We start from the raw sequence: 17085 nt of genomic DNA, 5'->3' as shown, positions 1-17085 counted from the left end.
ACGCCGATGGTACTGCGTACAAGTGGGAGAGTAGGTAGTCGCCGTTTTAGAGAAGCCCTGAAGCATAACTGCTTCGGGGCTTTTTTTTATGCCTGTACGCGGATGGAATTATTCCTCTGCGTGTAGACTTGTGGATGTTTCTGCAGGCTATGTGATAATCTAATCTACTACTGGAAAATTTATGCCATATTTCCTTTTGACTTGGGCTTTCGTATGGATTTTATTGTATCTTTGTTTTGGTTTTTAAATATGTTTTTATGGATACAATTCTACCTTATGCACTGTTGTGCTTCACTTCCTTTTTCACATTGACAAATCCTCTGGGCACGATGCCGGTATTTTTGACCATGACCAACGGACTGGGAGAAAAGGAGCGTCAGCATATTGTGAAAAGAGCGACAATTATTTCATTTATTATATTAATCGCATTTACTTTTTGTGGCCAGTTCCTGTTTAAGTTCTTTGGTATCTCTACCAACGGTTTTCGTATTGCTGCGGGTATCATTATCTTGAAGATTGGATACGATATGTTGCAGGCCCGTTATACCAATACAAAGCTCAAGGATGAGGAAATCAAGGCATATGCAGACGATATCTCCATTACTCCGCTTTCCATTCCAATGCTGTGCGGACCAGGAGCCATTGCAAACGGTATCATTATGATGGATGATGCCCATACCTGGAGTTTGAAAGTCACTTTGGTGGCAGTCATAGCCGTAGTTTATATCCTAACCTATATTATCCTGCGTTTGTCTACCAGACTGGTGAAGGTAATAGGGGAAACAGGCAATAATGTGATGATGCGACTGATGGGATTGATTCTGATGGTGATTGCCGTGGAATGCTTCGTGGGAGGTATGCGTCCGATTTTAATTGACCTGATTCAGGAAAGTCGTTTATAATCGATAGATTGTCAGAATTTCCCCTTAAAGCCTGATAAATCATAATAAATGTGTAATTTTAGCTGATATTTTGTAGTTTTCTTTGCATTTTCAGATTAAATGATTATATTCCCCACGAGAAAGGATTTTCGGTACCTTCTTTTTATTAACTTTTAAAATCTGATTTTATGAAAGTGCTATTGGTCGGTCTGGAACGTGTCGGAAAGCTGTTCTCTATGGAGTCTCTTTTTAAGAAGAAACTCACCGAAGCTGACATGACCGATGTGGAGGTGGTAACAGCTGAGATGACGGAATTTGGTTCTCCGGGAGGGAGAAAGTTGGAACGGAACATGAACGAGGCTTTGCGCGATGAAGCGGACTTCGTGGTAGTAATGGAGCCGTGGCAGAAAGATTTGCTGACCCGCTTCATGGATTATCGGAATTGGCATAAGATTCATCTGTTTGCAGATATCTGCAAACGCAAACCGAAAGCCGACATGCCATCCTGCGATGTGGATTTTGGCTACAGGAGCATGAAAGAAGAGATGAATGACGGATGCCGGAATTTATTGGAAGGATTGAAAATGCTTTTGAAGAAACATGAGTCAGATTCGTCTGACTTGGCAATGGCTTAACCATTGCTCGTGAAGAAGGTATAGAGGGAGGCGCTGAATAAACGTATTCAGCGCCTTTCTGCATTTTTAAAAGAATTCTAATACGAAGGTCGTACTCCAGCCGTTACTTTCTGGTTTCAGGAGACTGATACTACCGTTGGAGAGTTTCATAATCTGCCGGGAGAGAGAAAGTCCGATACCACTGCCTTCCTTTTTGGTGGTGAAGAAGGGGACAAAAATCTCTTCCGCCTCCTGTTCGGGGATGGCGGGGCCGTCGTTGCTCACGTAAATAAGGATATGCTCTTCCTTGGTGGAGTAAGCTCGGATATGGATTTTCCCTGTACGTTCTCCGATGGCTTGTACGGCATTTTTTATCAGGTTGATGAGTACCTGTCGGATCAGGTTCGGATCGGCGTAGAGCATCAGGTCTTCAGGCTCTATTTGAAGGGTCAGCTGGATGTGTGAAGGGATGAGGTGGATACTTTCTATTTGCAGCAGAAGTTCTTTCAGGTAGAAAGGCTCTGGAGAAGGTTTCTGAAGTGAAGAGAATTTCCGATAGCTGTCTACAAAGGATATCAATCCGGTAGATGTCTCATGAATGGCGCGGATTCCTTCGTAGATGGGGCTGTTCTTCACATCTTTTCGCTGTAGGAAGGTTTCACTGAGCGAAGAAATCGGCGCGATGGAGTTCATGATTTCGTGTGTCAGTACCCGGGTCAGTTTCACCCATGATTCAAGCTCCTTGGCGTCCATCTCATTCCGAATATCGTTTAGGGTCAGAATCTTGACCGTATTTTCTCCTAATTGCATCACGGATGCCCGGACTAACAGTTGCACTTCTCCTTTGGAGGTCCCATATTGCAGGTTGCAACGTTCGCCGGCAGGCAAGGTGCCCAACAGTTCCGGAATGTCTTCTCCGTAGCGCTCCAGTTGCTGGAGAGTGCCGAGGGCCGGGATGCTGAGCAGTCGTGCCGCAGCTGGATTACTTTGGATGATTTTGTTTTTTTTGTCGAGTACGATAATACCGGAACTTATGCCCGAGAGTACTTGTTCATAAAACCGTTCCCGCTGTTCCATCAGTTGTTTTTGTTCGCCCATCATGGCCCCAAACTCATTTAAGGTATTTTGCAGGATACGTTCGCCTCCGATAAAGCCGTGGGTGGGCAGGCGGAAGGAATAATCGCGGTTGCGGATGGCTTCCAGCATGAGCCAGCTTTTCTCCCGTAGTTGTTTCTGACTGGAATAAAAAAGATAGACAGCGAGGATAACCAGACAGGCCCCGATGAGGATACATCCGTTTTCATTTTCATTTATCCCTAAGGTCAGCAAGGACACGCCTGCTGTGAGGGAGAGAATCCGTGTCAGTGGGGAAGAGAACCATTTAGATGCCATGGCGTTTCATTTTGTTGTACAGTGTCTGCCGCGTAATGCCCAGTTGTGCCGCTGCCTGTGACAGGTTGCCATCGCATTGTTCGATGGCTTTCTTGACGAGGTTCTTTTCCATCTCGTCCAAGGTTTGCAGCGGAGTATCTTCTTTTGTTTCTTCCTGTACGGTCGGGGATTCCGGGGCCGAAACGTCAGCCAGTTGCAGGTTGTCCGCTTTCAGTAGCTTGCCATCCGAAAGGATGACTGCCTTTTCGATGGTATGCTGCAGCTCACGGATATTACCGTACCAAGGATAGTTTAGCAGGCGTTGTTCGGCATCGGCACTGAAACCGGTCAGCGTGCGCTGGTATTGCAGGTTGTACTGTTCCAGGAAGCGCTGTGCCAGTGGCAGGATGTCTTCTTTCCGTTCCCGAAGTGACGGAATGTGCAGGTGGATGGTATTGATGCGGTACAGCAAGTCTTCGCGGAATTCCCCGTTGTGTACCATCTCATCCAAGTTGCGGTTGGTGGCGCAAATTAGTCGGATATTGGTCGGTTGCGGAGTGTTGCTTCCCACCTTGATGAAATACCGCTTCTGAAGCACCGTCAGCAGCTTGGCTTGCAGGTGATAAGGTAGGTTGGCAATTTCATCCAAAAACAGCGTTCCTCCGTCGGCTGCCTCAAAACGTCCGATGCGGTCGGTATGGGCATCGGTAAACGAGCCTTTGACGTGGCCGAACAGTTCACTTTCAAACAGCGATTCGGTGATGGCTCCCATGTCGACTACTACCATCGGTCCGTTACGTCGGGGAGACAGGCGATGGATTTCGCGGGCCAGCATGTCTTTTCCGGTTCCGTTTTCTCCTGTAATCAGAATGTTGGCATCGGTGGTGCTGACTTTCTCTACCAGCAACCGCAACGGGCGGATGACGGCTGAATTGCCCCAGTACATGGTCGATTTCTCATCTGGTTGTGCAGCTTGTTTTCCTTTCTTGTCATTGCCATGCCCCTTTGCGTAAGCCTCCTGCAAGGTCTGTACCAGTTTGGCATTGTCCCAAGGCTTTACCACGAAGTCGGTTGCCCCGTCTTTCAATCCAGTTACCGCCAGATTGATGTCGGCATAGGCCGTAAACAGTACCACTTGAATCTGGGGGCGCAGCCGCTTGATTTCGCGTAACCAATAGAGGCCCTCATTTCCGCTGTTGATGCCGGAAGAAAAATTCATGTCGAGCAGTACCACATCCACTGCTTCCCGTTGCAGGAGAGAAGGGATGGTAACCGGAGAATTCAGCGTAATCACTTGTTGAAAATATTCTTCCAAAAGATATTGCAGTGAAGTAAGAATGTTGCGGTTGTCGTCTACTACGAGTAAAGTTCCTTGTTTTGCCATCTGTGATTGAGATTTTATGACAAAAATAGGAATTTTCGAGGGGAGGGCATAAAAAATGTCTAAAAAATACGGACAGTGACAAAAAATTAGACACCGATTGTCAAAAAATTAGACACCGATTGTCAAAAAATTAGACACTTCGATTTTAGGCGAATATCGTATCTTATTGTGAATGAGTCTGATAACTTTTTGGCACGGTATTTGAGTAGGATTTGGCAGATAAACGATTACGATATGAACAAAAAGAATTTATTACACATCACGCTTTTCCTTCTTTCCGGTTGGATGGGGTTGGAAGCTACGGCGCAGGAGGTCTGGGATGTAGACCGTTGCATGAGCTATGCGGTGGCCCACAACCGTACTGTCCGTCAGCGGGAACTGGAGGCAGATAATGCCCGGATGGACCGTATGAAAGCCATTGGCAGTTTCTTGCCGGGAGTGAGTGCAAGTACTGGCGTACAATATAATTTCGGTCGTTCGGTGGACCCGGAGACCAATACCTATAACACCGTGTCTACCTTCAACAATGCCTATTCCATGGAAGCCTCCATGCCGATTTTCCGTGGCGGAGGACTGGTGAACGAGGTACGCCGCTCGAAGGCTGCCTGGTTGATGGGCAAAGCTGCCTGGCAGGAATCCAAAGATAACACTGCATTGGAAACCTTCCAGGCGTATATTGATGCCTTGTACTGTTACGGTACTCTGCGGCTGGCCCGCAAGAAACTGGTAGAAAGCGATTCATTGCTGTATAAGACCCGCCGTCAGGAAGAGCTGGGACTGAAAGGATTGGCCGATGTGGCTCAGATGGAAGCCCAGCAAGCCACCGACAGTTACAACCTGACCCACCAGCGGAACTTGTACGAAACGGCCTTGCTGACCTTGAAGCAGAAAATGAATTTTCCGGCAAACGATACGTTGCAACTGGATACGGCTGTACTCGACACACAGACACTTCATTATATTCAACTGACTCAGGAGCAGGCGGACGATGTGTTCCGCATCGCCTTGAATATCAATCCTACCCTGCGTCAGGCGGAGTTGAATGCGAAGGTGGCCGATATGCGCCGCAAGATTTCCTGGGCCGATGTGGTACCGTCCATCACTTTGTTTGGGGGTATTTCCAGTTCTTATTATAAGGAATTGCATTCTACTTCCTATCCGAATTTCCGTACCCAGTTCAACAATAACTTCGGTTCCTATGTGGGTATCAGCATGAGTATTCCTATCTTTAACCGTCTTTCGGGAGTGACCGGGTTGCGACAGGCAAGAAACAATTACCGCATTGCCTGCGAGCAGTACGAGTCGCAGAAAGAGGAATTGCAGAAACTGGTGCTTCAGGCCGTACAGGACCGGGAAGGGTATTTGAAAGAGAGTATCCAGATGGAGAAGAAAGTCAACTCCGATTCACTGGCTTATCATGTCACCCGCCGGAAATACGAAGAAGGGTTGATGACTTCGCTCGATGTGCAGAACAATGCGGCCACTTTGCTCGAAAGCGAGACCAAGCTGTTGCAAAGCAAGCTGACCTACCTGATGAAATGTCGTCTGGTGGACTATTATAAAGGAGAAGAAATTATTCGCGGGCTGGAAGAAACCGCTAAAAAAGATTGATAAAAAACGACGAGATTATGGATATACAGTTAGAAAAGAAAAAAGGAATCCAGAAGAAACACCTTCCTTATATCGCAGGAGGAGTGGTTGTACTTCTGTTGTTGGGTTGGATTATTTTCGGCAATCATGCTTCTACGCTGAAAGTCGACGGCAAGTCGCTGAACATTGCCGATGTGACCTATGGCAAGTTTAATGATTATATCCGGGTGAACGGACAGGTGCAGCCGATTTCCGTGGTACAGCTCAGCCCCGAAGAAGGAGGTATCGTGCAGGAGAAGGTGGTGGAAGAAGGAGCGCACGTGAAGAAAGGCGATGTGATTCTCCGTTTGAGCAACTCTAATTTGGACTTGCAGATTCTGAATGCGGAATCTGAACTGGCAGAGAAGCAGAACCTGCTTCGTAACACGCAGGTCACCATGCAGCAGGACAAGCTGAACAACGAGACCGAGAAAGTGCAGCTCGACATTGATACCCGCCGCAAGCAGCGTACGTACCAGCAATACCAGCGCTTGTACAAGGAACGGCTCATCAGCCGCGAGGAATACCTCCAGGCCAAGGAAGACTACGAAGTGGCCCAGAAGAAGCACAAGCTGATTATGGAACGTCTGGCGCAGGATTCCATCTACCGCAACATCCAGATGGACCAGATGGAAGATAACTTGCAGAACATGCGCAAGAACGTCTTGCTGATTCGCGAACGGAAAGATAAGCTGGAAGTGCGAGCCACCATCGACGGAGAATTAGGATTGCTGGATGCGGAACTGGGACAGAATATCAATGCCGGACAGATGGTGGGACAGATTAACGATTTGTCGGACTACAAGATTGAGGCCATGATTGACGAGCACTACATCGACCGTGTGACCAATGGACTGCCGGCTACTTTTGAACGGCAGGGTTCTTCGTTCAACCTGAAAGTGCGCAAGGTGTATCCCGAGGTGCGCGACGGACGTTTCCGTACCGATTTCATTTTCCAGGGCAAACGTCCGGAGAACATCCGCAGCGGACAGACCTACTACATTGACCTGCAGCTGGGGGAACCTACCGAAAGCGTGCTGATTCCGAAGGGTACCTTCTTCCAGGTGACCGGAGGCAACTGGATTTTCGTGGTCGACAAGGATGGGAAGAAAGCCTATCGTCGTAAAATCCGTATCGGACGGCAGAACCCCCAGTATTATGAAGTGCTGGAAGGACTGGAAAAAGGCGAACGGGTCATCATTTCCGGATATGAGAGTTACAAAGACAATGAAATATTGGTGTTAAATTAAAAAGATAAATTATTATGAAAAAGATAGCAAGTATATTCGTGGGTTTGGTAATGGGTTTAATGTGTGTAAACTGTGCCAGTGCAAAAGGAGGTAATGAAGACAAAGTCAGTGAAACCCGTAGTGTGAGTGCTTTCCATTCCATTGAATTGGAAAGTGTAGCCAGCGTGTATTTCACCCAGTCGAACACTTATTCACTTCGTGTGGAAGGGGAAAAGAAATGGGTAAATCAGACAAAGTGTACGGTGAAAGACGGAGTATTGCTGATTACGTGGGCGGAAAAAGGGAAGAAGACCACCAAGAACGTGAACGGACTCTCCATCTATATCAGTGCCCCCGATTTGCAGAAAGTTATTTTTGAAGGAGTCGGCTCGTTCAATTGCAAGTCCCGTCTGAGCCTGAAGGATGTGAAGTTTGATATACAGGGAGTAGGCAGCCTGAATGTGGCCGATTTGCATGCCCGAAACGTAAAAATCACTTTGGAAGGAGTAGGCAATGGCGAACTGACGGTGGATTGTGACCGGCTGGATGCCAGTGTGGAAGGTGTCGGCAGTCTCACCCTGAGTGGAAAAGCCCGGTCGGCTCATATTTCCAAAGATGGCATCGGCAGTGTTTCTACCCGTCGGTTGAAAGTCGGTGAATAAAACTTTGCCATCACATAATAAACACGTAACAACTTATGAACACACTTTTCAGAAATTTTTCGCATACTTTCCGGCGTTTCTTTACGGCCAGCGTATTGAACCTGCTGGGGTTGAGTATTGCGTTTGCCGCCTGCTTTGTCATCCTGACGCAGGTGGACTACGACTATAACTACAACAAAGCCTATCCGGCACACGACCGTATTTATCGGGTGGAAGTGAATGCCGGCGGAGATTACGGCTGGCAAATCTGGCTGGCCCGTCCCTTCTGTGAACTGGTAGGAGCTTCTTCTCCCCATATACAGGCCATTTCAGTGACTTCATTGTCCAACTATTCCTCCGATTTTGAGGTAGACGAACACATCTATTCAGAACTCTGGTTTACCGGATTTGGGGATTACTTGGAGGTATTCCAGCCTACTATGGTATGCGGCACGACCGCTTCCCTGAATGAACCCGGCCAGGCCCTGATTTCGGCCTCCATGGCCCGTCGTTTTTTCGGTACTACAGATGCCATTGGCAAGACGATTTATATAGACCGTAAATCCCGTAACCAGCCCTTGGTGATAGGAGGAGTCTATCAGGACATGCCGGAGAATTCCCAGTTGGGTAACTGTGTGTTCTCTTGTTTCCGTTCGGATTTGAACAAAGATTCCTGGACGAACTGGAATTATACCCTGTATATCCGGCTCGACAATCCGGCTTCATTGGCCGATGTGGAGCGGTCGGTCATCGAAAGCTGCAAGCAGAATATTCCAAGAGACCGGATTAGCGGAGAGGAAGACTGGGAGGATTTCATTCATTTTACGCCGTTGGACGAGGTACACTATTCTACAGTGGGTAACAAGGCAGCTACCAGCAAGGCCGCTGTGTACCTGTTGTTGTGTGTGTCGGTACTGATTCTGCTGACGGCGGCAGTCAACTACATGAACTTTTCGCTGGCAGAAACTCCCATGCGGTTGCGTTCCGTCAATACCCAGAAGGTGTTGGGTGCTTCCACTTTCTCCTTGCGGATGTATCTGCTGTTAGAATCCGTATGGGTTTGTGTGTGTGGCTTCCTGTTGTCTTTGCTTTGGCTCTATCTGCTGAAAGGCACTTCTTTGAGTACTTTGGTGGCATCCGATCTTTCTCTGATGTCCCATCCGGGTTTGGTGATGGCTTTGGGCGGAGTTGCCGTGTGCATGGGCTTGCTGGCCGGAGCTTATCCTTCTTACTACGTCACTTCTTTCCCGCCGGCATTGGTGTTGAAAGGTTCGTTCGGCCTTTCTCCGAAGGGCAAGATGCTGCGTACGTTTCTGGTTTGCTTCCAGTTCTTCGTCTCTTTCATGCTGATTATCTCCGTGGGTATCATGTACCTGCAGAGCCGTTATATCCAGCGTAGCGACTATGGCTACGACAAGGAGGTCGTATTGGTGGGAGAGATTCCTGGTGAGTATCTCAATCGCCGGGAAGCGATTGTCAGTGAATTGTCCGGTATTTCGGGCGTAGAAGGCATTTCGATTTCCCAGTTCGTGTTAAGTTCGTCCGATAACTACATGTCGTGGGGAAGAGGAAGTGGGGAACGTGCCATCAATATGGTCTGTTTCCCGGTGGACTACCGTTACTTGTCGGTGATGGGAATCAAGATAACTGAAGGACGTGATTTCAAACCGGGCGACGGAGATGTGTATATCTTCAACGAAGCAGCTCGGAAGAAATATCCTTGGATGAGAGTAGATGAACCGGCTGTCCCTGAGGATTACACCGTAATCGGATTCTGTGAGAACATCCGTTTCAGTAGCTTCCGAAACAACGATGCCGTAGAGCCGATGGCCTTCTTTATTTACGGAAAGGACCACACAGACTGGGATGCCAACAGCATCTTGAACATCCGGGTGGCTTCGGGAGTAGACAAGGTGGACATGCTTCATCGCTTGACAGAAGCCGCAGAAAAGATAGCTCCGGGTCGTGACTTCAAGTTCCGTTTCATGGATGAGGTGATTGACCGGAACTATCGTCGGGAACTGCGTTTCACCCGTCAGATTCTGTTGTTCTCCTTGATTGCCATTGTGCTCAGCATGATTGGTGTGTTCGGGCTTACCTTGTTTGAAAGCGAATATCGCCGCAAGGAAATCGGTATCCGGAAGATTTTGGGAAGCTCTACCGGCGAAATCCTCTACATGTTCACCAAGCGTTATTTCGTCATGCTGGTGGTCTGCTTCGTGCTGGCAGCTCCCTTCGGCTGGTGGATTGGTCACGACTGGCTGGAAAGTTTCTCCGACAAGACCCCTATCCGTGCCTGGGTATTTGTGGCCTCCTTCCTGCTGGTCAGCCTCATTACGGTACTGACCGTGATGTTCCAGTGCTGGAAGAATGCCAATGAAAACCCCGTGCGGAGCATCAAGACCGAATAACAACTTCAAACCCTAAAATACGATGAAAGGACTGAAAACTTATTTTACTTATCTCCAGCGCAACAAACTGTTTACGTTGGTCAATGTGGCAGGACTGGGCATCTCCCTGATGTTCGTGCTGCTCATTGCCAACATGGTCGTGCGGCAGGTCACCGTGGGCGACGATATAAAGGATATCAATCACATTTACGTCCTGTCGAACGAGAGCTATTTTGCCGGCAATTACCTGGTAGGCGAACGCTTGGCCAGCCGTTATCCGGAAATGGCCGACTGGTGTGCCGTCAACTCCGAAGCCTATAAGTCGGGGACTTATGCGACAGTCGACGACCGGAAAACCAGTCTGGAGATTTATTGTGTGAAGGAAAATTTCTTCCGTTTCTTTGGCTATTCCCTGTTGTCGGGGAATCCGGACCAGGCGCTGGTCGATGCTCACAGCATCGTACTGACTGAGTCGGGGGCCCGCAAGCTGTTTGGAGAGGAACCTGCGGAAGGAAAGAGGATTCATTTGTCGAACGATCGAAAAGGCGTGTACACGGTGACGGGTGTCATGAAGGATTTCGACAACTCGCTGATACCCGATGGAGTGGAAGCCATTTTACCTTTTGACTATGTGGATTTTGTAAACTGGGGGAGCAGCAAAAACAACCCGGACATGAACAATGTGGGAGGAACTGCCATCCTGGTACGTTTTCCGCAGGGAACAGATCCAAACCGGAAGAATGCCGACATGCGTTCTTTCTTTGCTACGTTTTTCTGGCCTTATCAGCACGACGTGTTTCACGAGGCTTTCTGGACCTCGTTGAAAGAAGTGCACTTTGCTTCCATCCCCAGTCCGCAGTTCCAGCAATACAACCTGACCCGGGTATGGATTTTTATGGCAGCCGGTAGCCTGATTCTGCTGATGGCAGTGTTCAACTATGTCAGCATGTGCGTGGCACAGGTGAGTTACCGGGCCAAGGAAATGGCTACCCGCCGGCTCTTGGGCTCTTCGGAGCGCAGCATCTTCTGGCGTTTGATGGGCGAATCGGCCCTGTTTACGGTGGGCGCTTTCCTGCTGGCCTTGGTGCTGGCCAAGTTGGTGGAGCCGACCGCGAGTGACGTGTTGCAGACCCGGCTGGACCTCGTTGGCGATATGGGGTGGATGACCGTACTGGTTTACCTGGTGGGGATTGCCCTGCTTTCGCTGGTAGCCGGACTGGTTCCTGCCGTCCTGCTTTCTCACTATCATCCGTTGGATGTGGTGAAAGGTACTTTCCGACGGAAGACCAAAGCCGTGTATCTCCGGATTTTGTATGTGGTGCAGAGCGGACTTACCGTGGCCATGCTGACCTGTGCCCTCTACTTGTCCGTGCAGATTTACCGTATCTTGCATGAACCGATGGGCTATACCTACGGGCATGTGCTCGACTATCCGGCATTGGTGTCCGGCTCTAGAGAGAAGATTCGTCTTTTCCGCGATGAGGCCCGGAAGAAACCTTTTGTGAAGAAGGTCTGTCTGACGCAAGGGGTACCTTTGAACGGAGGCAACAATAACACGATGCAGATGTACGATGCGCACAACCGACAGAAGAGCATCAGTTTTCAGGTATTCCGTACGGATTCCGCCTTCTTGGACATCTTCCATATCCGTTTGCTGGACGACCGGAAACTGTCGCAAGCTAAGATGTATTTCTCTGAAAGTACATTCGATTCCCTGCAACTGGCCTATGACCGTACTCCTGCCTTGCACGATATTGACGCTCGCTCGTACATGGTAGGCGGACGATATGCAGACTTCAAGTTCCGGTCGGTACTCGACCCGCAGTCGCCCACCTTCCTTTTGGTGGAACATCCTGACAGCCTGTGGGCTTGGAATGTGGTGGTCGAGACCATCGACGGTGATTTGCCGGCCTATAAGAAAGAACTCGACGCTTTGTATTCAGAAATCATTGACGGAGCACCTTTTGAGTCAAAGTGGTATGGCGATGAGATGCGTGAGAAATACCAGGATTTGTGGCATCTGCATACCCTTATCGTGGCCTTCACTTGCGCCGCCTTGTTGATATCCCTGCTGGGACTGACGGCCATGAGCATTTATTTCATCAGCCAGCGCAAACGCGATATTGCCATTCGGAAGGTATTCGGTTCCAGTGCAGGCATGGAACGGGCACGACTGCTTCGTTTCTCCTTGTTGTCGTTGCTGGTAGGAGTAGTATGTGCGGTTCCCCTTTCCTGGTTTGGTGTGCAACAGATTGACCACATCCTGCACTATTCGCCGATGACGATGTGGGGTGTGTTTGGAGTTGCCTTCCTGCTGGTAGCCCTGATATCCTTGGGTTCCGTGTGTCTCATCAGTTGGAAAGCCGTCCGCGAAAATCCGGTGAACCACATCAAGACCGAATGATATTTCAATGTGTGTAAGTCTATAACCCATCGGGGCTTCCGGTTGCTGCCGGAAGCCCCGATTTATTTTCTTAGAGCCGTGCCCCGACTCTGGCCCAGTTGACCAGTCCCCAGAAGGCTTCAATGTAGGCCGCCCGGCGGTTGCGGTAATCAATGTAATAGGCATGTTCCCATACATCGATGACCAACAACGGTTTCAGCCCCTTTTTGAGTGGATTTCCGGCATTCGGTTCACTGACGATGGACAAGTGTCCGTCTTTGTCGCTTGCCAGCCAGGTCCATCCGGAGCCGAACAGTGTGGTAGCTGCCTGTGTGAACTTTTCCTTGAAGGCTTCTACCGAACCGAAGTCGCGTGCCAGTGCATCGGCCAGCGGTTGAGGCATCTCCGGCTGATGCGGAGTCAGTGTGTCGAAGAAAAACGTGTGGTTCCACGTCTGGGCTGCGTTGTTGAACACCGGGCCTTCTGCCTCCAGCACGATTTGTTGCAGGCTTTTTTCTTCAAACGGTGTACCGGCAATCAGTTTGTTGAGGTTGTCAATGTACGTTTGCAAATGCTTTCCGTAATGATATTCCAAGGTTTCTTTACTCATCTTCGGAGCCAGCTCATCCAATTGGTACGGAAGTGCAGGAAGTGAATGTTTCATGTCTTTTTTGATTTAAAGGTGGATAATTTGTTCGTTTATGACAATAACCTGTCAAAACGTTTGGGCAATTGTCATTTCTGGTTCTAAATTAATATAAAAAACGGGGTATTGCTAGAAAAAGTTCTGTTAATATCTCACTTTTTTAGGGGAAATCGTAATTTCGCAAACAGATTAGGTTGATTTCTATAATATTTTAAGGTTAGAATTACTATGTGTGGAATTGTAGGTTATATCGGGAGGCGGAAAGCCTGGCCGATATTGGTGGAAGGCCTGAAGCGTCTGGAGTATCGTGGATACGACAGTGCCGGAGTGGCCTTGATGAGCGACACTCATCAGTTGAATGTGTATAAATCTGTGGGAAAGGTGGCCGACCTGGAGCGGACGGCCGAAGGGCAGGACCTGTCCGGTTGTGTGGGAATCGCCCATACGCGATGGGCCACCCACGGCGAGCCCAGTACGGTGAATGCCCATCCGCATTGCAGCCAGAACGGCAATCTGGCATTGGTGCATAACGGGATTATTGAGAACTATGCCGTGCTGAAAGAGAAATTGCAACGTAAAGGCTGTACTTTCAAGAGCAGTACCGATACCGAGGTATTGGTGCAGTTGATTGGCTACATTCAGCAGCAAGGCAATCTGGATTTGCTGACCGCCGTACAGCTGGCCTTGCGCGAAGTCATCGGTGCCTACGCCATTGCCGTGGTCGACCGCAAGCATCCCGACGAGATTATCGCTGCGCGTAAAAGCAGTCCCTTGGTGGTCGGTGTGGGACAAGGCGAATTTTTCCTGGCTTCCGATGCCACTCCCATGGTGGCCTATACCGATCAGGTGGTGTATCTGTCCGACGGGGAAATTGCCGTGTTGCGGGCGGATGCTCCCTTGAAAATAGTCGATTTGCACAATGTGGAATGTCCGCACGAAGCACAGACGGTGGCGATGAACATCGGTCAGCTGGAGAAAGGAGGTTTCCCTCATTTCATGCTGAAAGAGATTTTCGACCAGCCCGACTGCATCAGCGATTGCATGCGTGGGCGGGTGAACACGGATACTTGTACAGTGACGCTTTCCGCCGTGACGAACCACAGGGACCGCTTGCTTCGGGCCGGGAGGTTTATTATCGTAGCCTGTGGTACCTCCTGGCATGCGGGACTCATCGGCAAACAGTTGCTCGAAAGTTTCTGCCGTATTCCGGTGGAAGTAGAATACGCTTCCGAGTTCCGTTACCGCAATCCGGTCATCCATTCCGATGACGTGGTGATTGCCATCTCCCAGAGCGGAGAGACGGCCGACACACTGGCTGCCATCGAACTGGCCAAATCGCAAGGGGCTTTTATCTATGGCATCTGTAATGTGGTCGGTTCCTCCATCGCCCGTGCCACGGATACCGGGTCTTATATCCATGTGGGCCCTGAAATCGGTGTGGCTTCCACCAAAGCCTTTACCGGACAGGTGACGGTGCTCACCCTGCTTGCCCTGGCTTTAGGTCGTGAAAAAGGTACGCTTCCGGAAGCGGAATATCATCGGGTAGTGAAGGAGCTGTCGGCGATTCCCGAAAAGATGCGGACAGTGCTGAAGCAGAATCCCTTCATCGCCAACTTCTCGAAAATGTTTACCTATGCCCGCAATTTCATTTACTTGGGGCGTGGCTATGCTTTCCCGGTAGCTTTGGAGGGTGCCCTGAAGCTGAAGGAAATCTCTTATATCCATGCCGAAGGCTATCCGGCAGCCGAAATGAAGCACGGTCCCATTGCCCTGATTGATGCCGAGATGCCCGTGGTCATTGTGGCCACCCAGTCGCCTTTGTACGAAAAAGTGCTGAGTAACATTCAGGAAATCAAGGCCCGCAAGGGTAGAGTCGTGGCCGTAGTGACCGAGGGAGATACCGTGATTCGCAGTCTGGCCGATTACAGCATCGAGTTGCCTGCCACGCTGGAATGTCTGGATCCGCTCATCACTTCCATTCCCTTGCAGTTGCTGGCTTATCACATTGCTGTGTGCCGCGGAATGGATGTCGACCAGCCTCGAAACCTGGCCAAATCGGTTACAGTAGAATAATCGTATCTATATTTCTGAAACTCTTTGCATTAAAGGTGAAATGCAGGAGAAAATTCTCTGTCCCACACTGTGAAATACAAAAACCACAGTGTGGGATACATATTTCACAGTGTGGGATATAAATCCCACACTGTGGGACAGAGAATATGTAGGTGGATTTAGGATAAGCTGAAGAAGAGTTTTTTTTTATTATGTTATTCTAATAATTTTTTGTTTTATAGTAAATCTATATATTTGTATTGTAATAAGTACAAGAGTGCTGAATTAAGATAAATTTCATCAGGATTGGAAAATTATTTATAGATATAGCTTTATGATATTACTAGATAAAAATGAGCACATTTCATGCAGTAACTATGTGAATAAAGAAACTCGTATTTTCTCATTTCTTCATTTTGACAAAGGAGAACAGAAAGAACGTAAATTCTTGGATAAAACCTTTTTGGCTTTTGTCGTAGATGGGGAAATAGAAATCAAGTATGATGGAAGTGAACATGTAAATGTAGTTTCTGGAAAGATGTTCTTGCTCCCGGGGGGAAAACCGATAGTAGGGGTAGGTAGAAAAGATACTCTTTTATTGCTTTGTGAATTTTCCAGTTCTTTGAAGTTATGTTCTCGTTTTTCTATTCAACAGTTGGTGAAAGATATACCGTCTGATAGCTCTTTCAGTTTTTATTTTTTGTCTCTTGATGACCGTTTGTCAAGATTCCTCTCTTTATTGGTAGATTGTTTGCAGGAAGGTTTAGGGTGTGTTCATTTTCATCAGATAAAACGTGATGAATTGTTTTTGTATTTGCGTGCAGGTTATAATAAAGAAGAACTGGCACGCTTTTTTTGTCCTATTTTAAGTAGGAATATGGATTTTAAGGACTTTGTATTGGCTCATAGTCATGTGATTTTTGATGTCAAGTCTTTTGCCGCGTATGCTAATATGAGTTTGAGCACATTTAACCGTAGCTTTAAAGATGCTTTTCAGGATACGGCCAAGAACTGGTTGTTGCTGCGTAAACAGGAATTTGTGAAAAACGACATTATTATGACCCCCATGTCTTTAGCTGAGATTGCAGAGAAATACCATTTTTCGTCAACCTCTTATCTGGTTACATTTTGTAAGAAATATTTTGGTAAAACGCCGAATGAACTTCGTAAAGAAATTGCTCAGGAGTCGTTCTGAAGTGGATTCTGCATGCATGTGACGTAAAAATATAACTTTTTGACATGGATTTGTAATTTTCATCTTAGGTTGAGAACCTAACTTTGCATCCCGAAAAAAGTAAGGATAATGATGCAAATGAGTAGAAGATTTTTCTTCTTGAGCTGTTTCTTTTGTTTTTTGTGTGTGGGAGGCTTTGCACAAGATGTGGCCTTAAAAACAAATGCGCTTTATTGGGGGGCGCTTACTCCAAATGTTGGAATAGAGTTAAAGCATAGTCGTAAACTTACCACTGACTGGCAAATAGCCTATAATCCGTGGACATTTAAGGATGATAAAAAAATGCGTTTTTGGCTTGTTCAGCCGGAATTGAGATATTGGTTCTGTGAGAGTCTCGAAGGGCATTTTATTGGAGTCCATCTGCACGGGGCACAGTATTACGGAGGTTTCAGCGAGAAGCGCTACGACGGTTATCTGGCCGGGGGAGGTGTCACCTATGGCTATAATTGGATATTGTCGTCGCATTGGAACCTGGAAGCGCTGGTAGGTGCCGGATACGCACGCCTGTGGTATAAAGAGAGTCCCCGTATCCCTTGCAGCAAGTGTCACGAAGACAAGACCAAAAACTATTGGGGGCTTACAAAATTGGCTGTATCGGTTTCTTATATCTTTTAAACGTTTGCAATATGAA

At 48.1% G+C, this 17085-nt stretch carries 13 protein-coding genes; 10 read left to right on the top strand and 3 right to left on the bottom strand.

Going from position 1 to position 17085, the window contains the following annotated elements:
* Positions 1-257 precede the first annotated feature (257 nt).
* Entirely contained in the window at positions 258-902 is a 645-nt protein-coding gene (locus RDP42_RS11150; RefSeq protein WP_303912067.1) for a MarC family protein, read from the top strand.
* A gap of 167 nt (positions 903-1069) precedes the next feature.
* Positions 1070-1516 (top strand): hypothetical protein, encoded by a 447-nt coding sequence (locus tag RDP42_RS11145; RefSeq protein ID WP_308763742.1) that lies wholly within the window; start codon positions 1070-1072, stop codon positions 1514-1516.
* A 66-nt stretch (positions 1517-1582) separates the two neighbouring features.
* Here the strand turns inward: RDP42_RS11145 and RDP42_RS11140 are convergent, their stop codons facing one another.
* Positions 1583-2887, bottom strand: coding sequence for an ATP-binding protein (locus RDP42_RS11140; protein ID WP_308763741.1), 1305 nt, complete (start codon positions 2885-2887; stop codon positions 1583-1585).
* Positions 2877-4250 (bottom strand): sigma-54 dependent transcriptional regulator, encoded by a 1374-nt coding sequence (locus RDP42_RS11135; RefSeq protein ID WP_308763740.1) that lies wholly within the window; start codon positions 4248-4250, stop codon positions 2877-2879. The genes RDP42_RS11140 and RDP42_RS11135 overlap by 11 nt, the downstream gene beginning before the upstream one ends.
* 234 nt (positions 4251-4484) lie before the next feature.
* Here RDP42_RS11135 and RDP42_RS11130 point away from each other — a divergent pair, with 234 nt between their 5' ends.
* Genes RDP42_RS11130 through RDP42_RS11110 form a run of 5 tightly spaced genes read left to right on the top strand, consistent with a single transcriptional unit; the run spans position 4485 to position 12543 of the window.
* The gene (locus RDP42_RS11130) at positions 4485-5861 is read left to right on the top strand and encodes a TolC family protein (protein WP_308763739.1); all 1377 of its coding nucleotides are present in this window, start codon (positions 4485-4487) and stop codon (positions 5859-5861) included.
* A gap of 17 nt (positions 5862-5878) precedes the next feature.
* Entirely contained in the window at positions 5879-7129 is a 1251-nt protein-coding gene (locus tag RDP42_RS11125; RefSeq protein WP_072543877.1) for an efflux RND transporter periplasmic adaptor subunit, read from the top strand.
* A 14-nt stretch (positions 7130-7143) separates the two neighbouring features.
* Positions 7144-7770, top strand: a complete 627-nt coding sequence (locus RDP42_RS11120) for a GIN domain-containing protein (protein WP_308763738.1) — start codon at positions 7144-7146, stop codon at positions 7768-7770.
* Between the two features lie 35 nt (positions 7771-7805).
* Entirely contained in the window at positions 7806-10160 is a 2355-nt protein-coding gene (locus RDP42_RS11115) for an ABC transporter permease (RefSeq protein WP_308763737.1), read from the top strand.
* 22 nt (positions 10161-10182) lie between these two features.
* On the top strand, positions 10183-12543 hold the full coding sequence (locus tag RDP42_RS11110; protein ID WP_308763736.1) for an FtsX-like permease family protein: 2361 nt from the start codon (positions 10183-10185) through the stop codon (positions 12541-12543).
* A 70-nt stretch (positions 12544-12613) separates the two neighbouring features.
* On the opposite strand, the gene RDP42_RS11105 is transcribed toward RDP42_RS11110, so the two are convergent.
* Positions 12614-13186: a superoxide dismutase gene (locus RDP42_RS11105; RefSeq protein WP_308763735.1), complete on the bottom strand. Its 573-nt coding sequence runs from the start codon at positions 13184-13186 to the stop codon at positions 12614-12616.
* A 210-nt stretch (positions 13187-13396) separates the two neighbouring features.
* On the opposite strand from RDP42_RS11105, the gene glmS reads away from it, so the two are divergent.
* From glmS to RDP42_RS11090, 3 genes are all read left to right on the top strand, one after another.
* Complete coding sequence (gene glmS / locus RDP42_RS11100; protein ID WP_308763734.1) at positions 13397-15241, top strand: glutamine--fructose-6-phosphate transaminase (isomerizing); 1845 nt, start codon at positions 13397-13399, stop codon at positions 15239-15241.
* 313 nt (positions 15242-15554) lie between these two features.
* Positions 15555-16415 carry a helix-turn-helix transcriptional regulator gene (locus RDP42_RS11095; protein WP_308763733.1) on the top strand — a complete coding sequence of 287 codons (861 nt, stop codon included), beginning with the start codon at positions 15555-15557 and terminating at the stop codon, positions 16413-16415.
* 117 nt (positions 16416-16532) lie between these two features.
* Positions 16533-17069, top strand: a complete 537-nt coding sequence (locus RDP42_RS11090; RefSeq protein ID WP_374046980.1) for a DUF3575 domain-containing protein — start codon at positions 16533-16535, stop codon at positions 17067-17069.
* The last annotated feature ends 16 nt before the right edge of the window (positions 17070-17085 follow it).

The sequence above is a fragment of the uncultured Bacteroides sp. genome, from assembly GCF_902472605.1.
In the GTDB taxonomy this organism is placed as follows: domain Bacteria; phylum Bacteroidota; class Bacteroidia; order Bacteroidales; family Bacteroidaceae; genus Phocaeicola.
The sequence above is the reverse complement of the archived record's forward strand: the minus strand, read 5'-3'. Positions and strand labels throughout refer to the sequence as shown.

What these genes read in the sequence shown, in the direction of transcription:
- RDP42_RS11150 (WP_303912067.1), top strand. Translation starts at nt 258, where the DNA reads ATGGATACAATTCTACCTTATGCACTGTTGTGCTTCACTTCCTTTTTC.
- RDP42_RS11145 (WP_308763742.1), top strand. Translation starts at nt 1,070, where the DNA reads ATGAAAGTGCTATTGGTCGGTCTGGAACGTGTCGGAAAGCTGTTCTCT.
- RDP42_RS11140 (WP_308763741.1), bottom strand. Translation starts at nt 2,887, where the DNA reads ATGGCATCTAAATGGTTCTCTTCCCCACTGACACGGATTCTCTCCCTC.
- RDP42_RS11135 (WP_308763740.1), bottom strand. Translation starts at nt 4,250, where the DNA reads ATGGCAAAACAAGGAACTTTACTCGTAGTAGACGACAACCGCAACATT.
- RDP42_RS11130 (WP_308763739.1), top strand. Translation starts at nt 4,485, where the DNA reads ATGAACAAAAAGAATTTATTACACATCACGCTTTTCCTTCTTTCCGGT.
- RDP42_RS11125 (WP_072543877.1), top strand. Translation starts at nt 5,879, where the DNA reads ATGGATATACAGTTAGAAAAGAAAAAAGGAATCCAGAAGAAACACCTT.
- RDP42_RS11120 (WP_308763738.1), top strand. Translation starts at nt 7,144, where the DNA reads ATGAAAAAGATAGCAAGTATATTCGTGGGTTTGGTAATGGGTTTAATG.
- RDP42_RS11115 (WP_308763737.1), top strand. Translation starts at nt 7,806, where the DNA reads ATGAACACACTTTTCAGAAATTTTTCGCATACTTTCCGGCGTTTCTTT.
- RDP42_RS11110 (WP_308763736.1), top strand. Translation starts at nt 10,183, where the DNA reads ATGAAAGGACTGAAAACTTATTTTACTTATCTCCAGCGCAACAAACTG.
- RDP42_RS11105 (WP_308763735.1), bottom strand. Translation starts at nt 13,186, where the DNA reads ATGAAACATTCACTTCCTGCACTTCCGTACCAATTGGATGAGCTGGCT.
- glmS (WP_308763734.1), top strand. Translation starts at nt 13,397, where the DNA reads ATGTGTGGAATTGTAGGTTATATCGGGAGGCGGAAAGCCTGGCCGATA.
- RDP42_RS11095 (WP_308763733.1), top strand. Translation starts at nt 15,555, where the DNA reads ATGATATTACTAGATAAAAATGAGCACATTTCATGCAGTAACTATGTG.
- RDP42_RS11090 (WP_374046980.1), top strand. Translation starts at nt 16,533, where the DNA reads ATGAGTAGAAGATTTTTCTTCTTGAGCTGTTTCTTTTGTTTTTTGTGT.